Annotated in this window: 15 protein-coding genes and 1 pseudogene; 8 read left to right on the top strand and 8 right to left on the bottom strand. The window is 71.7% G+C overall.

The annotated features are described in order from the left end of the window. Positions 1 to 241: 241 nt before the first annotated feature. Together AC3IF1_RS22700 and AC3IF1_RS22695 are read left to right on the top strand one after the other, a co-directional pair. Positions 242 to 736 (top strand): annotated as a pseudogene (locus AC3IF1_RS22700) (VIT1/CCC1 transporter family protein); the annotation flags it as partial. Between the two features lie 77 nt (positions 737 to 813). Next, positions 814 to 1,722 (top strand): metallophosphoesterase family protein, encoded by a 909-nt coding sequence (locus AC3IF1_RS22695; protein ID WP_243967992.1) that lies wholly within the window; start codon positions 814 to 816, stop codon positions 1,720 to 1,722. 51 nt (positions 1,723 to 1,773) lie between these two features. Here the strand turns inward: AC3IF1_RS22695 and AC3IF1_RS22690 are convergent, their stop codons facing one another. Beyond that, positions 1,774 to 1,935, bottom strand: coding sequence for a hypothetical protein (locus AC3IF1_RS22690; protein WP_243967991.1), 162 nt, complete (start codon positions 1,933 to 1,935; stop codon positions 1,774 to 1,776). A 307-nt stretch (positions 1,936 to 2,242) separates the two neighbouring features. On the opposite strand from AC3IF1_RS22690, the gene AC3IF1_RS22685 reads away from it, so the two are divergent. Beyond that, entirely contained in the window at positions 2,243 to 3,637 is a 1,395-nt protein-coding gene (locus AC3IF1_RS22685; protein ID WP_489219450.1) for an amidase family protein, read from the top strand. Positions 3,638 to 3,659: 22 nt separating this feature from the next. Here AC3IF1_RS22685 and AC3IF1_RS22680 read toward each other — a convergent pair whose 3' ends face one another. From AC3IF1_RS22680 to AC3IF1_RS22665, 4 genes are read right to left on the bottom strand one after another with little or no spacing between them, the layout of a single operon-like run. After that, a complete protein-coding gene (locus AC3IF1_RS22680) occupies positions 3,660 to 4,802 on the bottom strand; it encodes a M20/M25/M40 family metallo-hydrolase (RefSeq protein WP_489219449.1) in 1,143 nt (380 codons plus the stop codon). Continuing rightward, positions 4,799 to 6,271, bottom strand: coding sequence for a M81 family metallopeptidase (locus AC3IF1_RS22675; RefSeq protein ID WP_489219448.1), 1,473 nt, complete (start codon positions 6,269 to 6,271; stop codon positions 4,799 to 4,801). Before AC3IF1_RS22675 ends, AC3IF1_RS22680 begins: the two co-directional genes overlap by 4 nt. Before the next feature lie 31 nt (positions 6,272 to 6,302). Further along, positions 6,303 to 8,894 carry a penicillin acylase family protein gene (locus AC3IF1_RS22670; RefSeq protein ID WP_489219447.1) on the bottom strand — a complete coding sequence of 864 codons (2,592 nt, stop codon included), beginning with the start codon at positions 8,892 to 8,894 and terminating at the stop codon, positions 6,303 to 6,305. Beyond that, the gene (locus tag AC3IF1_RS22665; RefSeq protein ID WP_489220445.1) at positions 8,891 to 10,435 is read right to left on the bottom strand and encodes an acetolactate synthase large subunit; all 1,545 of its coding nucleotides are present in this window, start codon (positions 10,433 to 10,435) and stop codon (positions 8,891 to 8,893) included. Before AC3IF1_RS22665 ends, AC3IF1_RS22670 begins: the two co-directional genes overlap by 4 nt. A 207-nt stretch (positions 10,436 to 10,642) precedes the next feature. Between AC3IF1_RS22665 and AC3IF1_RS22660 the strand changes: the two genes are divergently transcribed. Further along, the gene (locus tag AC3IF1_RS22660) at positions 10,643 to 12,244 is read left to right on the top strand and encodes an ABC transporter substrate-binding protein (protein ID WP_489219446.1); all 1,602 of its coding nucleotides are present in this window, start codon (positions 10,643 to 10,645) and stop codon (positions 12,242 to 12,244) included. A 5-nt stretch (positions 12,245 to 12,249) separates the two neighbouring features. Beyond that, positions 12,250 to 13,641, top strand: coding sequence for an amidase (locus AC3IF1_RS22655; RefSeq protein WP_489219445.1), 1,392 nt, complete (start codon positions 12,250 to 12,252; stop codon positions 13,639 to 13,641). Positions 13,642 to 13,745: 104 nt separating this feature from the next. Here the strand turns inward: AC3IF1_RS22655 and AC3IF1_RS22650 are convergent, their stop codons facing one another. Further along, positions 13,746 to 14,450 (bottom strand): sigma-70 family RNA polymerase sigma factor, encoded by a 705-nt coding sequence (locus AC3IF1_RS22650; protein WP_489219444.1) that lies wholly within the window; start codon positions 14,448 to 14,450, stop codon positions 13,746 to 13,748. 316 nt (positions 14,451 to 14,766) lie between these two features. Here AC3IF1_RS22650 and nthA point away from each other — a divergent pair, with 316 nt between their 5' ends. The 3 genes from nthA to AC3IF1_RS22635 are packed head-to-tail and all read left to right on the top strand — an operon-like array spanning position 14,767 to position 16,390. Further along, positions 14,767 to 15,414, top strand: a complete 648-nt coding sequence (nthA, locus tag AC3IF1_RS22645; protein WP_489219443.1) for a nitrile hydratase subunit alpha — start codon at positions 14,767 to 14,769, stop codon at positions 15,412 to 15,414. After that, complete coding sequence (gene nthB, locus AC3IF1_RS22640; protein ID WP_489219442.1) at positions 15,411 to 16,070, top strand: nitrile hydratase subunit beta; 660 nt, start codon at positions 15,411 to 15,413, stop codon at positions 16,068 to 16,070. The genes nthA and nthB overlap by 4 nt, the downstream gene beginning before the upstream one ends. After that, entirely contained in the window at positions 16,067 to 16,390 is a 324-nt protein-coding gene (locus AC3IF1_RS22635; RefSeq protein ID WP_243967979.1) for a nitrile hydratase accessory protein, read from the top strand. Before nthB ends, AC3IF1_RS22635 begins: the two co-directional genes overlap by 4 nt. Here the strand turns inward: AC3IF1_RS22635 and AC3IF1_RS22630 are convergent. Next, complete coding sequence (locus tag AC3IF1_RS22630) at positions 16,378 to 17,253, bottom strand: MBL fold metallo-hydrolase (RefSeq protein WP_489219441.1); 876 nt, start codon at positions 17,251 to 17,253, stop codon at positions 16,378 to 16,380. The genes AC3IF1_RS22635 and AC3IF1_RS22630 overlap by 13 nt on opposite strands. A 57-nt stretch (positions 17,254 to 17,310) precedes the next feature. Further along, positions 17,311 to 18,321, bottom strand: a complete 1,011-nt coding sequence (locus tag AC3IF1_RS22625) for an SDR family oxidoreductase (RefSeq protein WP_489219440.1) — start codon at positions 18,319 to 18,321, stop codon at positions 17,311 to 17,313. Between the last annotated feature and the right edge of the window lie 138 nt (positions 18,322 to 18,459).

Here is an 18,459-nt window from a genome sequence, read left to right as displayed (position 1 = left end):
ATCGATCGCCCATGATCTAGCCCCCGCGCCTGAGACGAAACAATCGGCCTGGATCACAACCTGTGAGAGCGGCTTGCCTGGGTCGCCGGTCGCTCGGGCGCCGCCGATGCTCCCGTCGCGCGGCGAAAACACGGCGAGACGCCTTGTTTAGATTTATTCCAGCCTATAGATTGGAATCAGTCTAGAGAGGAATTCCGGGATGGCAGCCGTTTTCGAGGATACCGCCACGTTGGCCGCGGATGCGCGTCGCGCCTTCGTCCTGCGCTACGTGCAACCCGGCCTAGCCGGCCTGATCGACGGCTCGGTCTCGACCCTCGCGCCGATCTTCGCGGCGGCCTTCGCCACGGGACACAACGGCGCGACCTTCCTCGTCGGTCTCGCGGCTTCCGTGGGCGCCGGGATCAGCATGGGCTTCACCGAGGCCCTCTCGGACGACGGCAGCGTCACCGGCCGCGGCGACCCGTGGATCCGCGGCCTCGTCTGCGGCGTGATGACGACGCTCGGGGGCCTCGGCCACACGCTGCCCTACGCGATCCCCGACACGCTGCCCGCGGGCTGGTCGAATCCCTTCGTCCTGGCCACGACCCTCGCGGTGCTCGTCGTGGTGGTCGAACTCATCGCCATCGCGGCGATCCGCACGCGGTTCATGGCGACGCCGTTCTGGCGGGCGGCCATGCAGGTGATGCTCGGCGGCGCCCTGGTGCTCGCGACGGGGATCCTCATCGGGAGCGCTTGACGGCGCTGCCCGCGCCCGCGATGCCGGGGCCGTATTTTCAGGGCCGCTCCCGGCCGACTCGCGCGTGACCTCCGGCGTTGACCTTCCGCCTCGCCCACCTCAGCGACCCGCATGTCGGCCCCCTCGGCCGGGTGCGCCTGCATCAGCTCATCGGCAAGCGGGCCACCGGCTATGCCAACTGGCGGCGCGGCCGCTCGCGCAGCCACGACATGGCCGTGCTTGAGGCCCTCGTGGCCGACCTGAAGACGCAGGGGGCCGGGCACGTCGCCTGCACCGGGGACCTGTGCAACATCGGCCTGCCGAGCGAGTGGGAGACGGCGCGCACCTTCCTGGAGGCGCTGGGCACGCCCGACGCGGTGAGCTTCGTGCCGGGCAATCACGACGCCTATGTCCGCGGCTCCCTGGAAGGACTGCTCGCCGCCTGCAGCCGCTTCACCAGCGACGATTCGGGGTCGTGGGGCCGCTTCCCCTATCTCAGGCGGCGGGGGCCGCTCGCGCTGGTCGGTCTCTCCAGCGCGATCCCGACGAAACCGTTCGTGGCCACCGGACGCCTCGGCGCGCCGCAACTGGCCGCGGCCGAGGTCCTGCTCCGGGCACTCGCCACTGAGCCGGGCCGGCCGTTCCGCGTGGTCATGATCCATCACCCGCCGCAGCCGGGGGGCGCCGCGCCGGGGCGCGAGCTGAAGGACGCGGCGGCCTTCACGGCGATGATCGGGCGCGCCGGCGCCGACCTGATCCTGCACGGCCACAACCACGTCATCAGCACGGCCGCCATCCCGGGTCCGGACGGCCGCGCCGTGCCGATCGTCGGGGTCCCCTCGGCCTCGGCCCGGGCGGACGGGCACGGGGCACTCGCCGCGCGCCGGGCCTCCTACGTCCTGTACGACATCGACCGGGCCGGGGACGGCTATACGCTGGCGGCCCGGCGCCGGGGCCTCGGCGCGGAGGGGGCGATCTGCGATCTCGGCCCCGTCGATCTGACCTGATTCGTCCGACCGGCGCATCGGTCGCGCCGGCCCGTCGATCGGCAGCCCCGATCAGGCGCCGGCGGCCGTCATATTGGTGCGCTGCTGCCGGGTGAGGCTGGCCTCGTAGCGCTCGGCCTGGAGCCGGGTCAGACCGCAGATCAACGCGAGTGTCCCGCGATAGACCGTATAGGTGCCGTCGTGCGTCGGCTTGACGCGAATCACCTGTGCCATGGGTCTCTGCCTTCGCTGGAGGTGGGTTGCCGTGGACTGAGGAGAGCGATCCTTTTTTCGGATTGATCGGTCGAACGCGCGAACAGACGGCAGGTTAGCTATCGTCGTCGCGGTAGCAAGGGCTCGATACGGATGAATGCTTAGGTAATTCTGCTGCAATGCGGCAAACCCTTGCCGATACTGGCGATCCGCGGATGCGCAAAAATGCGGCGGCTGGCCTGCATATTGAATAAGGTAACCACACCCCGCGTTCGCCCCGAATCGCAGGTCGGACCCGGCCCTTCCGGGACGTTCCAAAGGATACCCCATGCAGCTCTGGCGTCTGACGGCGACCGACCTCGCGGCCCTGATCCGGACCGGCCAGGTCTCGGCCCGGGAGGTTGCGCAGGCGGCCCTCAATCGCCTGGATGCCGTCAACGGCCGGATCAACGCCGTGGTCGAGCACCGTCCGGAGGAGGTGCTGGCGCAGGCCGACGCGGTCGATGCCGCCCGGACCCGCGGCGAAATCCTGGGGCCGCTAGCGGGCGTGCCGGTGACCGTGAAGGTGAACGTCGACCAGCGCGGCTTCGCCACGACGAACGGACTGCGCCTCCAGCGCGACCTCGTCGCCGCGGAGGACAACCCGGTCGTGGGAAATCTCCGTCGCGCCGGGGCGGTGCTGCTCGGGCGCACCAACACGCCCGCCTTCTCGCTGCGCTGGTTCACCACCAACCAGCTGCACGGCGCCACGAAGAACCCGCGCGATCCGGCGCTGACCCCGGGGGGCTCGTCGGGGGGCGCCGGGGCGGCGGTGGCGGCCGGGATCGGCGCGCTGGCCCACGGCACCGACATCGCCGGGTCCGTGCGCTACCCGGCCTATGCGTGCGGGGTCCACGGGCTGCGTCCGAGCCTCGGCCGGATCCCGGCCTGGAACCCGACCGCGCCGGAGCGCGGGATCGGGCCGCAGCTGATGGCGGTGTCGGGGCCGCTCGCCCGCAGCATCGCGGATCTGCGCCTCGCGCTGGAAGTCATGGCGGCCCCGGATCCGCGCGACCCGTGGTGGGTGCCCGCGCCCCTCGGCGGTCCACCCGTCCCGCACCGGGTCGCCCTGTGCGTGCGGCCCGGGGGCCTCGCGGTCGTTCCGGAGGTGGAGACGGCCCTGCGGGAGTCGGCGCGGCGCCTGGCCGAGGCCGGCTGGGCGGTCACGGAGATCGACGACACGCCGCCGATCCGGGAGGCGAGCGCGCTGCAGCTCCAGCTCTGGCTGGGCGACGGCTTCGCGGCCCTGCGCGCCGCGGCGGAGCGGGAGGGCGATCCCGCCGCGATCGGCCTGCTGGACAGCTTCCGACCGCAGGCCGAGGCGATGACCCCCGACGCGATCGCGGCGGCGCTCACCCGGCGGGCCACCTTGGCCCGGGCCTGGTCGCTGTTCCTCGCCGAGAACCCGGTCCTGCTGGTACCGGTCTCGGCCGAGCTCCCGTTCCCGGACGGGCTCGACTGCACGGGCGATGCCGGAATCGCCCGGGCCTTCGAGGCGAACCTCCTCCAGGTCGGGCTGGCGCCCCTCGGCATCCCGGCGCTCACCGTCACCACCGGTCTCGTCGGCCGGACCCCCGTGGGCGTGCAACTCGTGGCGGCCCGCTACCGGGAGGACCTGTGCCTCGCCGCCGGCGCGGCCATCGAGGCGGCCGGCGTGCCCGAGATGCCGGTCGATCCGGCCTGACGCCGGGGCATAGGTGCAGGGCTCAGGCCTGCCCGCCCGCGCCGAGATCGGCCAGCAGAGCCGCGAACAGCCGTGCCCGCTGCGGTAGGGTCTCGATCAGGACGTGCTCCTCCAGGGTGTGGTAGCCCTGGCCGAGGGGCCCGAGACCGTCGAGGGTCGGGATGCCGTTGGCGCCGGTGAAATTGCCGTCCGAACCGCCGCCGGCGCTGCGGTGGGGCAGGGGCTGGCCCAACGCCTCGCTCAAGGCCCGGGCCCGGGCGTAGAGGGCCAGGCAGCCGGCATCCGGCTCCCAGACCGGGCGGGTCACGCCCCGAGTCACCGTGAAGCGGACCCCGTCCTCCTCCCCCGACAGGGCCAGCATCCGCGCGACGCCGCGGTCGAGATCGGCCTGGCGCTTGGCCATGCTCAGCGCCTGCCCGCGGCAGAGCGTCGGAACGCAGTTCACCCACTGGCCGCCGGAGACGATGCCGGTGGAGACGGTGCAGTCGCCATCCGACAGGGCGTCGATGGCGAGGATCATGCGCGCCATCGCGCGGATCGCCGAGCGCCCCTCGTGGGGTGCGGATCCGGCGTGGCTCGGGCGGCCTCGGGCCTCCAGGTCGAAGCGGGCGATGGCGTAGCGGCCGGTGACCACGCCGTTCTCCGGCTGGCCTGGCTCGGGGACCAGCACGAAGGCGTGGCGGGCGGCCTCGGCCTCGATCAGGTCGCGGGTCGAGGGGCTGCCGACCTCCTCGTCGCCGGTGAACAGCACGGTCACGGGCAGCGGCGTCTCGATTCCCGCCGCCGCCAGGGCACGGATCGCCGCGAGCGCGATGACGTTGCCACCCTTCATGTCGAGGATGCCCGGCCCGTAGGCGCGATTGCCCTCGATCCGCCACGGCAGGCTCCCGAGGGTGCCCACCGGATGCACCGTGTCGAGATGGCCAAGCACCAGGATGCCGGGCACGTCCCGCCGCGGGTGCGGGAAGCGGGCGCGGACGCAGTCGCTCAGGCCCATCCGGCCGGGAATCGTCTCGACCTGGGCCCCCGCGACGGCGAGGTCGCGGGCGGCGAGGCCCATCATCCGGTTGACCGCGGCCGCGTCGTGGGTCGGGCTCTCGCATTCGACCCAGGGGCGCAGGGTCGCCAGGATGTCCTGGGCCTCGACGTGCAGATCCGGGATCATCGGGCGGCCTCCGCGGCGAAGGGATCGGCGACCCGCGGCCAGTAGGCGCCGGATCGCTTGGTGTAGGGAATCGCGCCGTAATCCGGCGGGACGGCTCCGGGGGCGGCCACGTAGCGCACCGCGCTCGCGATGGGCGCGAAGGCGGCGTAGAAATGCTGCATCGACTTCACCACGACGATCTGCTTGTCGGCGAGGGTCAGCCCGAGCCCCGTGAAGGCGTCCGGCGCGAAGGCCTGCTGGCGCCTGTGGGTCAGCACCACGTGGATCCCGTCCGCCTCGACCCAGGCGGCGGGGCCGAGATGGGCCCGGCCGCCGCTGAGGCCGGTCTGGCTGTGATCGTCCGAGAGGCCGCGCACGGTGATCCGCAGGTCGACGGGATCGCCCGAGGTCACGCCGCACTTGCCGCCGATCCGCAACGTGAAGGTCGCCCCGAGCCCGGCCTCGTGGCAGATGCCGACCGCGCCGGGATCCCAGATCAGGCCGAGCGCCACGTCCTTGACGGCGCGCTCCGCGAGGCGGGCCAGGATCGCGGTGTTGTCCGAGGGCGCGCCCGCGCCGGCATTGTCGGCGAAGTCGGCGAGCACCATCGGGCGCGGGTCGGTGGAGCCCAGCGCCGCGTCGATGGCCGCATCGATGCTGTCGCACCGGCTGGCCGCCGCCTCTCGCATCGCCCAGACGGCGGCGGCGAGGTCGTCGGCCAGGGCCTGGGCCTTGGCGGCATCGCCGTCGGCGACGACGAGCATCTTGGCGCCGACATCGGGCACGTCGCCCCACGGGAAGCCGTGCCCGAAGGAGACCGACAGGATGCCATCCCTCCCTTCCAGCGATTCCATCCGGCGAACGAAGCCCGCGACCGGCTCGCGGCTGGTGCGCCACATGTTGATGATCCGGCAATCGGCATAGGCCATCACGGGCCGGATTTCCTTTGAGACGGTCCGGATCACCAGCGGATAGAGATCGCGGGCGCGGTCGACGATGTCGGTGTGGGGGTATTCCTTGTAGATCACGATGACGTCGGCGTTTCGCCGCATCGTCTCGGTGAGGTGGCAGTGCAGGTCGAGTTCGACGCCGATCGTGGTGTCCGGCCCGACGAGGGCGCGAGCCCGCTCCAGGGTGTCGCCCTCGCAATCGTCGTAGCCCGCGGCCACCATGGCGCCGTGCATGAACAGAAGCACCGCGTCCACCGGCATCGCCGCCTTGAGGTCCGCCAGCAGGGCGTCGCGCAACTCTTCATAGACGTCCCGAAGCGTGATCCCGCCGGGCTGGGCGAAGGTCGAGAGGCTCTCGATCACGCTGTGCCCGTCGGCCTCGGCCATCGTGCGCCAGGCCTTGAGGCCGATATTGCTGAGGCTCGGCGGGTTCCGCGTCCCGTCCCGGCGGGCGTAGTCGGCGCGGAAGGCGGCACGGCCGGTGGGCAGCGGCGCGAAGGTGTTGGTCTCGGTGGCGAGGCCTGCGATGAAGATCTTCAAGGTCCTGTCCCGTTCGGTCCCGGCCGCCGGGTCAGGGGGAGCCCGGCATCAGGGTGATGATGGTCTCGGTCGCCGCGTCCACGGCCGCGCGGCCGTAGAGCATCGGCACATGGTCCTGACGCCCCCAGATCGGGGCGAGGTCGGCGTAGTGCGGGCTCTCCGGATTCCCCGACTGGCCCGGCACGTTGACGAAGACCGAGCGGTCCCAGTCGCCCACATCCACGACCATGCGGAACGAGGCGCCGTGGGTGAGCCGGAACGTGTCGGTCCGGTACTCCGCGTGCATGACCGATGCCGCGGACCCGCCCACGGGCAACGGACCGACATCCCAGGCCGGATCGGGCCTCACGGCGGTGAGGGGATGGGCGAACAGGGCGTGATGCAGGCGGCCCCAGGACCAGCCGGCATCGAGGGCGGTCGTCTCCACGGATTTCCCTCCCCCCTCTGCGGGGGAGGGTGGCCCGCGAAGCGGGTCGGGAGAGGGGAGCGACGGCGCAGAACAGGGCTGCGCCCTGCCCGCCGCGTGCGCCTCTTCCGGAAGCCGGGTTCCCCTCTCCCGATTCTCGCTGACGCGAGGGCCACCCTCCCCCGCAGAGGGGGGAGGGAGGGTGCCTACTGCATCCACAGTGAACCGCCCCATCGGATCCGGCCCCAGCCGGTCCAGGCAGTCCCGGAACGCGGCCCCGAGGGCGTCCGCCAGCAGCGCATCGCGGGTCACGGGGTCGAGGCCGGTTTCCAGCCGCTCGATCAGGCTCTGGGTGTCGCCGGGCGGCAGCAGGCGGCGCGTCCCGGCATCCGGCGCGAGCGTCTCGAGCAGGGCCGGGCGCAGGTGATGCACCCAAAACACCTCCACGAGGGCGGCCGCGGCGGAATCCGGGCTCAGCCCACCGTCGAACGGGGCCAGCAGGGCTCGGGCCGCGGCGACCTCTGGATCGGTTCCCGCCGGCAGCGCCCGGATGAGATCGGCGAGGCGCAGGGCCGGTTCGGAGAAGGCGTCGCCCTGGAGGGCCTGCGAATCCGCGAGGCTGTGGTGCGTCTGGCCGCCGAGCACTGCGCGGATGCGGCGGGCGCGCCAGGGCTCGGCCCATTCGAACCCGACCTTCCGGCCCTCGGCCGGAAAATCCGGCGGCAGGTTCATCTCGTTGGCGGTGGCGAGCCAGCCCGAGGCCGGGTCGATGCTCCGGGGCAGGGTGTCCGGATCGTGGAACCCGGCCCAGTCGTAGCGGCCGTCGCCCGGGACCGGCAGCAGCCCGTCATGGGCCGGGCGGACCGGCGCCTTGCCGGCCATGAACCACGCGATCCGGCCCGTGGCGTCGGCATAGAGCTGGTTCACCGACGGCGCCGACCAGTGGCGCAGGGCCGTGCCGAAGGCCTCGGGGCTGGTGGCGCCGAGATAGGCGAGGCTGCCGAGATAGGCGGCAGCGCCGGGCTCGGACCAGACGGTCCGCAGGGCGAAGGCCAGGCCCGGTGTTTCGCGGATGACCGGCCCGTGCCGGGTTAAGCCCAGCACCACGGTCTCGTCCGGCCCGCCGCGCACCGGAATGTTCTCCACGTTGCGCGCGATCCGCTCCCAGCCGCCATCGTACCTGTAGCGGTCCGGATCCGCCGGATCGGTTTCGCAGACAAAAAGATCCTCCTGGTCCATCGGCGCGATGGTGAGGCTGAACGCGGCCTGCCCATTATGGCCGATGGAGATGCCGGGGAGCGCCGGCTCGCCGGCCCCGATCACGTCGAGCCCCGGGGCGGTGAGATGGACCGCGTAGCGCAGGGAGGGCTGCAGGTAGACCCGGTGCGGGTCGCTCGCCAGGATCGGGCGGCCGGTCTCGGTGCGGGCGGGTCCGACCACCCAGTTGTTCGAGCCCTCGGCCGGCTCCTTCGGGACGGCGCGCTTCCCCCGCGTGACGGCGCCGTGCGCGTCGACCTTGGACCAGTCCGAGGCCTCGTCGCGGGAGGCCGCCATCCGCTCAGGGCTGAACCCGACCGTGGCGGTGGCCAGACGAAACGCGTCCAGGAGATCGTCCGGCCAGGCGGCAGCGTCGATCCCGCCCGGCACCACCGGATCGTGCGGTGGGCTGATGCGCTTGCGCAGGTCGTCTGCGGCGAGACCGGCCTCCCGGGATTCCGCGCGGGCCAGCACCTTGGCGCGGGCGACCTCGGAGAGGACGTTGCGCACCAGCCCGTGGCTGCGGATGCGCACCACGTCCTCCGGTTGCCAACGGGCGGGGCGCGTATCCGTCAGGGCGAATTCCGGCGGCCGCAATTCCGGCCGGGCTTCGGTGAGCGCCACGTAGGCGTTGAGCCCGTCCACGAAGGCCGTGACGATGGCGCGCGTATCCTGCGGGCCGTAGGCGGCCCATTCGGCGGCCATGTCGCCCCGGTAGAGGAACAGCCGGGCGGCGCGGTCCTGGGCGAGGTAGCCGGGCCCGAAATCCGCCGCCAGCAGGCCGAGGCCGCGCTTGCGCCAGAGGTCGAGCTGCCAGAGCCGGTCCCGCGCCGCGTTGAAGCCCTGAGCCCGGAAGGCGTCGGGGGCGGTCCCCGCCCGGATATGCGCCAGCCCCCAGCGGTCGACGCGGATCTCGACCGGGCCTTCGAGCCCGGGGAGGGCGTACGTGGCCCCGCTCACAGTTCCACTTCGATCAGGTGCGGGCCCCTGTTGGCCAGCGCGTGCTGGAACGCCTCGATGAAGTCGGGCAGCGTCTCGACGCGTCGCGCCTCGACCCCGAAGCCCTTGGCGAGGCTGACCCAATCCACCGCCGGATCGTCGAGGCTCAGCATGCCCAGCGCCTTCGGGCCGGGATTGTGGGCGCCGACATTGGCGAGTTCCGCCCGGAGGATCGCGTAGGAGCGGTTCGACCAGACCAGCGTCACCACGTCGAGGCGCTCGCGCGCCTGGGTCCAGAGCGCCTGCACGGTGTAGAGGCCGCTGCCGTCGGCCTGGAGGTTGATGACCTTGCGGTCCGGGCAGGCGATGGCGGCGCCCGTAGCCATCGGGATGCCGAGCCCGATCGAGCCGCCGCTGAGCTGGAGCCAGGTATGGGGCGCGGCATCCCGGGTGAGGGCGAAGAAGTTGCGGCCCGTGGTGATCGACTCGTCGCAGATCACCGCGCCCTCCGGGATCAGCGCACCGAGCACCTGCCCGATCGTGTCCTGGTCGAGGGGCCCGGAGGCCGGGAGCTTCGGCCGCGGCGCCACCGGGACGGGCTCCGCGGGCGGAGCCGCGACGGCCTCGGCCAACCGCTCCAGGGCGTCGATCTGGTCCTCCTCTGGGGTGGCCAGCGTGATCGTCGTGCTGCCCTCGGGGGCGAGCAGGCTCGGCTTGCCGGGATAGGCGAAGAAGCCGACCGGGGGGGTCGCGCCGATCAGGATGATGTGCCGAAACTCCTTCAGGGCCGCGATGCCCTGGTCGATCGGGTAGGGCAGGCGCTCGATCGGCACGGTGCCGGCACCGCGGTCGATCCGGGAATTCGAGGTCATCGCCATCAGCGTCGCGCCGGTCTTGCGGGCGATCCGGTCGGCGATCACCCGGCCCTCCCCACGCACCGCCCGGTCGCCGAGATGCAGCAGCACCGGCTCGCCGCTCCGGAGCGCCGCGACGGCCGCCGCGACCGCGTCGTCGCCGGCCTTCGCCCGCTCGGGGACCGGCGGCACGGGGGCGGGGCCGGTGCCGGGATCCCAGGCGGTATTGGCCGGGAGGATCAGGGTCGCGACCTGCCCCGGGGCGGTGCGGGCGGCCGCGATGGCGGCGGCGCCGTCCGGGCCAATCTCGGCGGCGCTCATCCCGGTCCGCACCCAGGACGACATCGGCCGGGCCAGCCCCTCGATGTCCGAGGTCAGCGGCGCGTTGTACTCCCGGTGATAGGTCGCGTGTTCGCCGACGATGTTGACGACCGGGGTGCGCGCCTTCTTGGCGTTGTGGAGGTTGGCGAGGCCGTTGGCGAGGCCCGGCCCGAGGTGGAGCAGGGTCGAGGCCGGCGTGTCGGTCATGCGGGCGTAGCCGTCGGCCGCGCCGGTGGCACCGCCCTCGAACAGGAACAGCACGCAGCGCATGCCCTCGACCCGGTCGAGGGCGGCGACGAAATGCATCTCGGAGGTGCCGGGATTGGTGAAGCAGACCTCGACCCCGCCGGCCACGAGGGTCCGGACCAGGCTCTCGGCCCCGTTCATCGCGCTTGGAATCCCATCGGTCACGGGCGGCTCCCTCTCGGTCCGGCCGGCGCGGCCGGCGACACGCATTTTTTATTATCGTGGCGCAGCCGACGCGCCGCGCAAGGGGCGAGGCCTGACACCTCCTCTTCGCCCGACGCGGGGACTATGCCGGGGGCTGGCGCGGGATTTGCGGTTGGCGCGCCGCGACTTCGACGATGGGATCCGATGACATTTCGCCACCTGATTGCAGCCGCCCTGGTCGGTCCCGTGGCCCTGGCCGGCCCGGCCAGCGCCGAGAGCGTGCTGCGCATCGCCATGACCGCCACGGACATCCCGACGACGACGGGCATGCCCAATAACGGCTTCGAGGGCATGCGCTTCCTCGGCTACCCGATCTTCGAGGGGCTGGTGCAGTGGGACCTGACCAGCACGACCAAGCTCGCGGGCATCGTTCCGGCGCTCGCCGAACGCTGGGAGCAGGACCCGACCGACAGGACGATCTGGACCTTCCACTTGCGCCAGGGTGTCAAGTTCCATGACGGCACGCCGTTCAACGCCGACGCGGTGATCTGGAACCTCGACCGCTACTTCAAGAACGACAGCCCGCAATTCGAGGCACAGGGTGCCGGCATCTCCCGGGCCCGGGCGCCGCTGGTCGGCAGCTACAAGAAGATCGACGACGCGACCGTCCAGATCACCACGACGCAGGTCGCGTCCTACTTCCCCTACATGGTGGTCTACCTGCTGTTCACCGCGCCGGCCTCCTTCGAGAAGGCGGGCCGCGACTGGAGCAAGGTGGCCGCACTTCCGGCGGCCGGAACCGGGCCGTTCAAGATCACCCGCGTCGCCCCGCGGGAGGCGGTCGACCTCGCCAAGTACGACGGCTACTGGGATCCGAACCGGATGGCCAAGGTCGACCGGGTCCGGCTGCTGCCGATCCCCGAGGCCAACGCCCGGGTCGCCGCCCTGCGTTCGGGTCAGGTCGACTGGATCGAGGTTCCGGCCCCCGATGCCATCCCGTCCCTCAAGCAGGCGGGCTTCACCATCACGACGGGCTCGTACCCGCATGTGTGGCCCTACATCTACAACATCGGCGCCAAGGACAGCCCGCTCAAGGACGTGCGCGTCCGGCAGGCCCTGAACTACTGCGTCGACCGGGCCGGCATCGTCGAGCTCCTGAACGGCACGGCGGAGCCGGCCGCGGGATGGCTCAACGACAAGGATCCGAATTTCGGCTCGCCGACGAATCGCTACACGTTCGACGCCGCCAAGGGGAAGGCTCTGCTGGCCGAAGCCGGCTACACCGACAAGAAGCCCCTGAGCCTCAAGGTGATGATCTCGTCCTCCGGCTCGGGCCAGATGCTGCCGATGCCGATGAATGAGTATCTGCAGGAGAACCTGAAGCAGGCCTGCAACGTGGAACTCAGCTTCAACGTGGTCGAGTGGCAGGTGCTGCTCAATTCGAGCCGGGCACTGCCGGATGCGCAGAGCCTCCAGGGCTCGATGGCGCTCAACGTGTCCTCGCCCTCCTCCGATGCCAGCGTGATGGCGCGCTACTTCGCGGGTGACCGCTTCCCGCCGAACGGCTTCAACTTCCCCACCTGGAAGGACGATGCGTTCGACGCAGCCCTCAAGGCGCTCGCCGAGACCACCGACGCGAAGGTGATCGACGCGCAGACCACGATCGCCCACGAGCGGCTGGTGGACAATCCGCCTTGGCTGTTCGTCGTCCACGACCTCAACCCCCGCGGGATGTCCAAGAAGATCCACGGCTTCGTCTCGCCGCAATCCTGGTTCGTCGATCTCACCCGCGTCAGCGTCCAGTGAGTCCGATGTCCGATCTCGATCCCGTCCACGCCTCCGCGTCCGAACTCGCCGGGGCGATCCGGTCCCGAGCCCTGTCGCCGGTCGATGCGGTCGACGCTTTGCTCGGCCGGATCACGCAGCTGGAGCCGAAGCTCCAGGCCTTCACGGAGATCTTCTCCGCGGATGCCCGCCTCGCCGCCGAGGGGGCGGACCGGGCGATCCGGTCGGGCCACGCGGTGGGGCCGCTCCACGGCGTGCCGGTGGTGCTGAAGGACCTGATCGACCTGGAGGGCCGGATCACCATGGGCGGGTCGGCCGCCCACCGCGCGCGCCGGGCCGAACGCACCGCCACCGTCGCCCGGCGGCTGATCGCGCAGGGGATGATCGTGCTGGGCAAGACCCACACGGTGGAGTTCGCCTATGGCGGCTGGGGCACCAACCCGCATCTCGGCACGCCCTGGAACCCCTGGGACCTTGAGGCGCCGCGCACGCCGGGCGGATCGAGCAGCGGCACCGGCGTGGCGGTGGCCGCCCGGATGGCGCCCTGGGGCCTCGGCACCGATACCGGCGGCTCCGTGCGCCTGCCGTCCGCCTTCTGCGGCCTCACCGGACTGAAGGTGACGGTCGGGCGCGTCTCGACCTGGGGGATCGTGCCGCTTTCGACGACGCTCGACTCGCCCGGTCCGCTCGCCCGCACGGTGGAGGATGCCGCGCTCCTCTACGAGGCGATCTCCGGCCCCGATCCCCTGGACCCGACGACCCGCGGCATCCCGCCGGACTCCCCCTGGCCGACGCTCAACCGCGGGGTGCGCGGCCTGCGCCTCGGCCGCATGCCCGCGATCGAACGGGAGGGCGTGGCCCCCGACATGCTCGCCGCCTACGACGCGGCCCTCGATCTACTGGCCGGGCAGGGGGCCGAAATCGTGGACGTCACCCTGCCGTTCCGCTTCAGCGACTGCGTGGCGATGAGCGGGATCACCAATGCCGAGGCCTACTTGGTCAACGGCGCCCTGGCGGAGGATCCATCCGCGCCCCTCGGCGACGCCGTGCGGGCCCGGATCCTGGCCGGCGCAACTGTTTCGGCCCAGGACTACCTCGCCACGCTCCACCGCCGCGCCGCGATGAAGCAGCTCTACGCCGCCGCCCTGGACGGGATCGACGCCCTGCTGACGCCCACGACGGAATCCGCCGCCGTCCCGCTGGCCGTTGTCGAAGAGGCGCACCTGCCTTCGCGCTTCACCCGGTTCGGCAACCTGCTGGATCTCTGCGCCCTGGCCCTGCCGAACGGCTTCACCGCCGACGGGCTGCCGCTCTCGCTCCAGATCGTCTGCCGCGGCTACGAGGAGGCGATGGCGCTCCGGATCGGGCAGGCCTTCCAGCGCGCGACGGAGTGGCATGTGCGCCGGCCGCCGGTGTGAGACGGGCGGGACCTCCGGCCCCGCGTGTCAGCGGCTGAGCAGACCCCGAACCCCGCAAAGAACAGCCCGAAGAATGTGAGATTCGCGAAGAGCCGGGGCGCCGTTCAGGCCGCCGGCGCCTGTCCGGCCACGACACCGCCGAGGGTGCCGAGCAGCGACGACCGGGCCCGGCTGACCCGGCTCTTCACCGTGCCGACCTGGCAGCCGAGCTTGCTCGCCGCCTCCTCGTAGGTGTGGCCCTCGGCGCCGACCAGCAGCAGCGCCTGCCGCTGCGCAGCCGGCAGGCCTTCGAGACGCGCCCAGACCACCTTGAGGGTGCTGGCATCCTCCTGATCGGCGAGGCTGGTCATCTGGCCCGCATGCGTCCCGTCGACATCCTCGATCTCGCGCCGGGTCTTGCGCAGGTCCGAGTAGAACTGGTTGCGCAGGATCGTGAACAGCCACGCGGTGAAGTTCGTCCCGGGGCGGAACCGCTGCTGGTTGGCCCAGGCCTTGACGAAGGTCTCCTGGACGAGATCGTCGGCCCGGTTGACATCCCCCGCCAGGGACAGGGCGAAGGTGCGCAACGCCGGCAGCGCCTTGATGATGTCACTGCGGAAATCGAAGGCCACGGTCTGGCCGTGCGCCGCCACCGCCGCTTCGAAGCGCGCGACGAGGTCGTCGAGCTGTGTCGGCAGCGGCTCCTGCTCGACCAGCTTGAAATAGTCCCGGATCGGCAGGGCGAGGTGCTGGCCGATGGCCGTGGCGTAGCCCGTCGCTCCCCGGGGGCTCTCGGTCTCGGCCGGCGGCGTCGCAGCGTCGTCGATCATGAACGTGTCCTGATCCCTGGTACTGGTATACTGGATTCGCTCTAACCTAGGTACCGGTGGAATTATGAACCGTTACCAAACGCTACGGTCAGTATCGGTGGATACGACCAGCACGCCGGCGGGCACGGACATTGGTATTCACCGCCGTTCCGACGGATCGCATCAGGAAAATAATCAGGTGGATCAAAGGATTGTCGCGGCGCCCCGCCGGCGTTTGCACTTCGATCCCTGCCCCGATGGCGGGCCCCGAAACCGCGTTCCGGGGGTGGCAGAGGGGCGTCCGAGGGTGCACACTGCACCCTGCGAGGAGGGCGGGATGAGCCATCGACACGCGGATCACGATCACGTGCACCACGGCAGCGACCTCACGCCGATCGAGGCGCGGGTCCGGGCGCTCGAATCCCTGCTGACCGAGAAGGGCTACATCGATCCGGCGGCCCTCGACGCGCTGGTCGAACTCTACGAGACCAAGGTCGGTCCGCATCTGGGCGCCCGGGTGGTGGCCAGGGCCTGGAGCGATTCCGCGTTCCGGGCGCGGCTGCTGGATGACGCAACGCCGGCAATCGCCGAACTCGGCATCGGCGGAAGGGGCGGCGAGCACATGGTGGTGGTCGAGAACACCCCCGGGACCCACAACCTCGTCGTGTGCACCCTCTGCTCCTGCTACCCCTGGCCGGTGCTCGGCCTGCCGCCGGTCTGGTACAAGGCGCCGCCCTATCGGGCCCGGGCAGTGATCGACCCCCGGGGTGTGCTGGCCGAGTTCGGGGTGACGCTGCCGGAGACCACCCGGATCACCGTCTGGGATTCCACCGCCGAGACCCGCTACATGGTCCTGCCGATGCGGCCCGCGGGGACCGAGGGGTTCTCCGAGGCGGCGCTCGCCGCCCTGGTTACCCGCGATTCCATGATCGGCACAGGGCTGCCCGAGGGGATCCCAGCCGCACCAGCGGGCAGACCGGCATGAACGGCGCCCAGGATCTCGGCGGCGCGCAGGGCTTCGGGCCGGTGGTGCCGGAGCCGGACGAGCCGGTGTTCCACGCCGACTGGGAGCGGCGCGTCTTCGCCATGGCGCTGGCCATGGGCTTCACCGGCGCCTGGACCCTCGACGGCAGCCGGGCCGCCCGGGAATCGCTGCCGCCGGCGGAGTACCTGTCGTCGAGCTACTACGCGATCTGGCTGAAGGCCCTGGAGAGGCAGGTCGCCGCCGCCGGCCTGGCCACGCCGGCCGAGATGGCCTCCGGAACGGCCGCGGCGCCCGCCGGGGCCGTCGCCCGGGTCCTGGGCCGCGACGGCCTGGAGGCGCGCTTCCGGGCCGGCTTCCCCAGCAGCCGCGTTGCGGACGCCCCCGCGCGGTTCGCGGTCGGCGCGACCGTGATCGCGTGCAACATGCACCCGACCGGCCATACCCGCCTGCCGCGCTACGTCCGCGGCCGGCGGGGCCGGATCGTCCGGGTCGACGGCGTCTTCGTCTATCCCGACACCAGCGCCCACGGGCTGGGGGAGAACCCGACCTGGCTCTACACGGTCGCCTTTGCCGCGCAGGACCTGTGGGGCGAGAGCGGCGACCCGGGCGGCCTCGTCACCGTGGCGGCCTTCGAACCCTATCTGGAGCCCGCGTGAGCGATCCGGCGCCGAGTACCTTCGCGGCCCCCTGGGAGGCCCAGGTCTTCGCCCTGGTGGTTTCCCTGCGGGAGGCCGGGCTGTTCACCTGGTCGGAATGGGCGGACCGCCTGGGCCGGGCGATCCGTCCCGCGGACGCCCCCGAGCAGGCGGCCGATTACGGCGCCTGGCTGGCGACCCTGGAGGCGATCCTGGCCGAGCGCGGCGTGGCGGGGCCCGAGGGCGTCGCGGCGCGGACCGCGGCGTTCCAGCGTGCCGCCGCGGCGACACCCCACGGCCAGCCGATCCGCCTCGAGAACGACCCCCTCTACCGGCCCTGAGACCGGAGCCCGTCGAGGGGCACCGGCGCGGCGTGGGACCGGCCGCTCATGAGCTGGTCGAGCAGCGCCAGAACCTCCGACCGGCCGCAATTGCGCGCGGGCTCGAAGGGCGTCCAGGTCTGGACGAAGTCCAGCCGCTCGAACACGTCGCGGTAGCGACGCAGCTCGCTCAGGGTCAGCGGCACGCCGCGCACGAAGGCCTTGTGGGCCGAGATCGTGACCGCCCGGCGGAAATCCGCCGGGTCGAGTTCGAACTTCAGCGCGTCGCCGCAGAAGCAGATTTTTCGCGACCTGTCGTACAGGATCGCATGGCCGTCGAAATGGCCGGCGGTACGGTGCAGCTCCAGGCCCGGCAGGGGCTCCAGGAAATCGTCGTAGGGCCAGCTCACCTGCAGGGCCGCGCTCCAGGTGAAGTCGGCCGCCGGCAGGCACAGTTCCGGATCGAACCGGTCCTGGAGCTGCGTCAGCGCCCCGTAGGCATGCGGGTGCGAGGCCGAGAGCACCGCCATACCGCCGAGCCGGGCGATCTGGTCGAGGGCGGCCTCGCTGAAGACCGGGCAGGCCTCGAAGCCCATATTCCCGTGCTCGGTCTGGATCAGGTAGCCGGAGGGGCCGATGCCGGAGACCGGCTCGTTCCAGAAGCGCCACACGCCGGGCTCCAGCTCCTGCCAGTGACAGGGGAACGCGTCCTGTGCCTCCCGGGCGGTCCGGAACCGCCAGCCGTCCTGCGGCACCACGTGACGGGCGTCGAGGCACATCGGGCAGGCCGCCGGCGTCTCGAAATGGCGCTGCCAGAACCCGCAATTGTCGCAGGTATAGGCGGGGAGCTTCAGGGCCCCCGCGAAGGGCAGATAGCCGGGCATCGACGCGAACCTTTCTCGGGGCGGCTCATCTAACAGTCAGCGCGCGCGAATGCAGCCTCACGACCGGTCCGGCAGACGGCGTGCCGAGCGGGCGGCGTGGACGGTGCCGGCGAGCCCGATCAGCGCGAGCCCGGCGAGGCCCCCGACCACGAGGTCGCGGGTGCGGCTCGTGCAGAACTCGGTCCGGCTCCCCTTGGTCCGCCCGGAGAACCGGCCGTCGATCCCGACAGCGCCCGGGACGGCCTCGTAGAGGTTGCCCTCCATGTCGGAAATGGTCTCGTCGGAGAGCTGCGCCGACCACATAGAGGCCGCCTTGCGGTCGGCAAGCGCCGGCGCCAGGGCCTGGGCGGCGGCCATCATCATCGAAGAGCGCCCGACCCAGACCTCCCGGCGCGGGTGCTCAACCGCGTACAGGATCGCCTCGGCGCAGAGCCGCGGATCGAAGACCGGGTCCGGGGCGTATTGCCGGTGCCCGGTGTGGTTGCGCGCCCAATTGAATTGGGGCGTGTTCACGGCCGGCAGGTAGACCACGCTGAGGCTGACATCGACCTTGTCGTGGATCAGCTCGCAGCGCAGGGCGTCGGTGAAGCCCGACACCGCGAACTTCGCCGCGCAATAGGGGGCCTGCAGCGGCGCCGCCCGGATCGCGAGGCCGGACGAGACCTGGATGATCGCGCCGCGGTTGCGCCGCTTCATGAAGCGTAGGGCGGCGAGCGTTCCGTAGACCTGGCTGAGATAAGTGGTCTCGGTCACCCGGCGGTACTCGTCCGGGGTGATCTCGTCGGCCGGGCTGACCACGGTCGACATGGCGTTGTTCACCCAGGCGCGGATCGGGCCGAGTTCGGTCTCCACCCGCCGGGCGGCGGCGTCGACCGCGTCCGGATCGGCGACGTCGGCGCCGATCGCCAGAACCGGTCGGCCGTAAGCGGCGAGGGCCCGTTCCGCCGCGGCGAGACGGCCCGGATCGCGGGCGATCACCGCCACCGACCATCCCCGGGCGGCGAAGCGATGCGCCGTCGCGAGCCCGATCCCGGCCGTGCCGCCAGTAACGACCGCAACCCGTGCCATACTGACCTCATCACCACCGAACGATCGAACCGGCAACACGGGGCAGCGCGCTCGGTTGCGCCGCGGTACCGGGCCGCAACGTCACGGGGGCATCGATTTCCGATCCGGGGACGCAACGTCCGAGTCCGGCCGCTGTTG

Source organism: Methylobacterium sp. E-012, from assembly GCF_057836545.1.
Note: the sequence above shows the minus strand (reverse complement) of the source record. Positions and strands in the feature narration are given on the sequence as shown.

Coding starts and splice junctions, on each gene's coding strand:
- AC3IF1_RS22690 (WP_243967991.1), bottom strand. CDS start 1,935: ATGGCACAGGTGATTCGCGTCAAGCCGACGCACGACGGCACCTATACG.
- AC3IF1_RS22685 (WP_489219450.1), top strand. CDS start 2,243: ATGCAGCTCTGGCGTCTGACGGCGACCGACCTCGCGGCCCTGATCCGG.
- AC3IF1_RS22680 (WP_489219449.1), bottom strand. CDS start 4,802: ATGATCCCGGATCTGCACGTCGAGGCCCAGGACATCCTGGCGACCCTG.
- AC3IF1_RS22665 (WP_489220445.1), bottom strand. CDS start 10,435: ATGAACGGGGCCGAGAGCCTGGTCCGGACCCTCGTGGCCGGCGGGGTC.
- AC3IF1_RS22660 (WP_489219446.1), top strand. CDS start 10,643: ATGACATTTCGCCACCTGATTGCAGCCGCCCTGGTCGGTCCCGTGGCC.
- AC3IF1_RS22655 (WP_489219445.1), top strand. CDS start 12,250: ATGTCCGATCTCGATCCCGTCCACGCCTCCGCGTCCGAACTCGCCGGG.
- AC3IF1_RS22650 (WP_489219444.1), bottom strand. CDS start 14,450: ATGATCGACGACGCTGCGACGCCGCCGGCCGAGACCGAGAGCCCCCGG.
- nthA (WP_489219443.1), top strand. CDS start 14,767: ATGAGCCATCGACACGCGGATCACGATCACGTGCACCACGGCAGCGAC.
- nthB (WP_489219442.1), top strand. CDS start 15,411: ATGAACGGCGCCCAGGATCTCGGCGGCGCGCAGGGCTTCGGGCCGGTG.
- AC3IF1_RS22630 (WP_489219441.1), bottom strand. CDS start 17,253: ATGCCCGGCTATCTGCCCTTCGCGGGGGCCCTGAAGCTCCCCGCCTAT.
- AC3IF1_RS22625 (WP_489219440.1), bottom strand. CDS start 18,321: ATGGCACGGGTTGCGGTCGTTACTGGCGGCACGGCCGGGATCGGGCTC.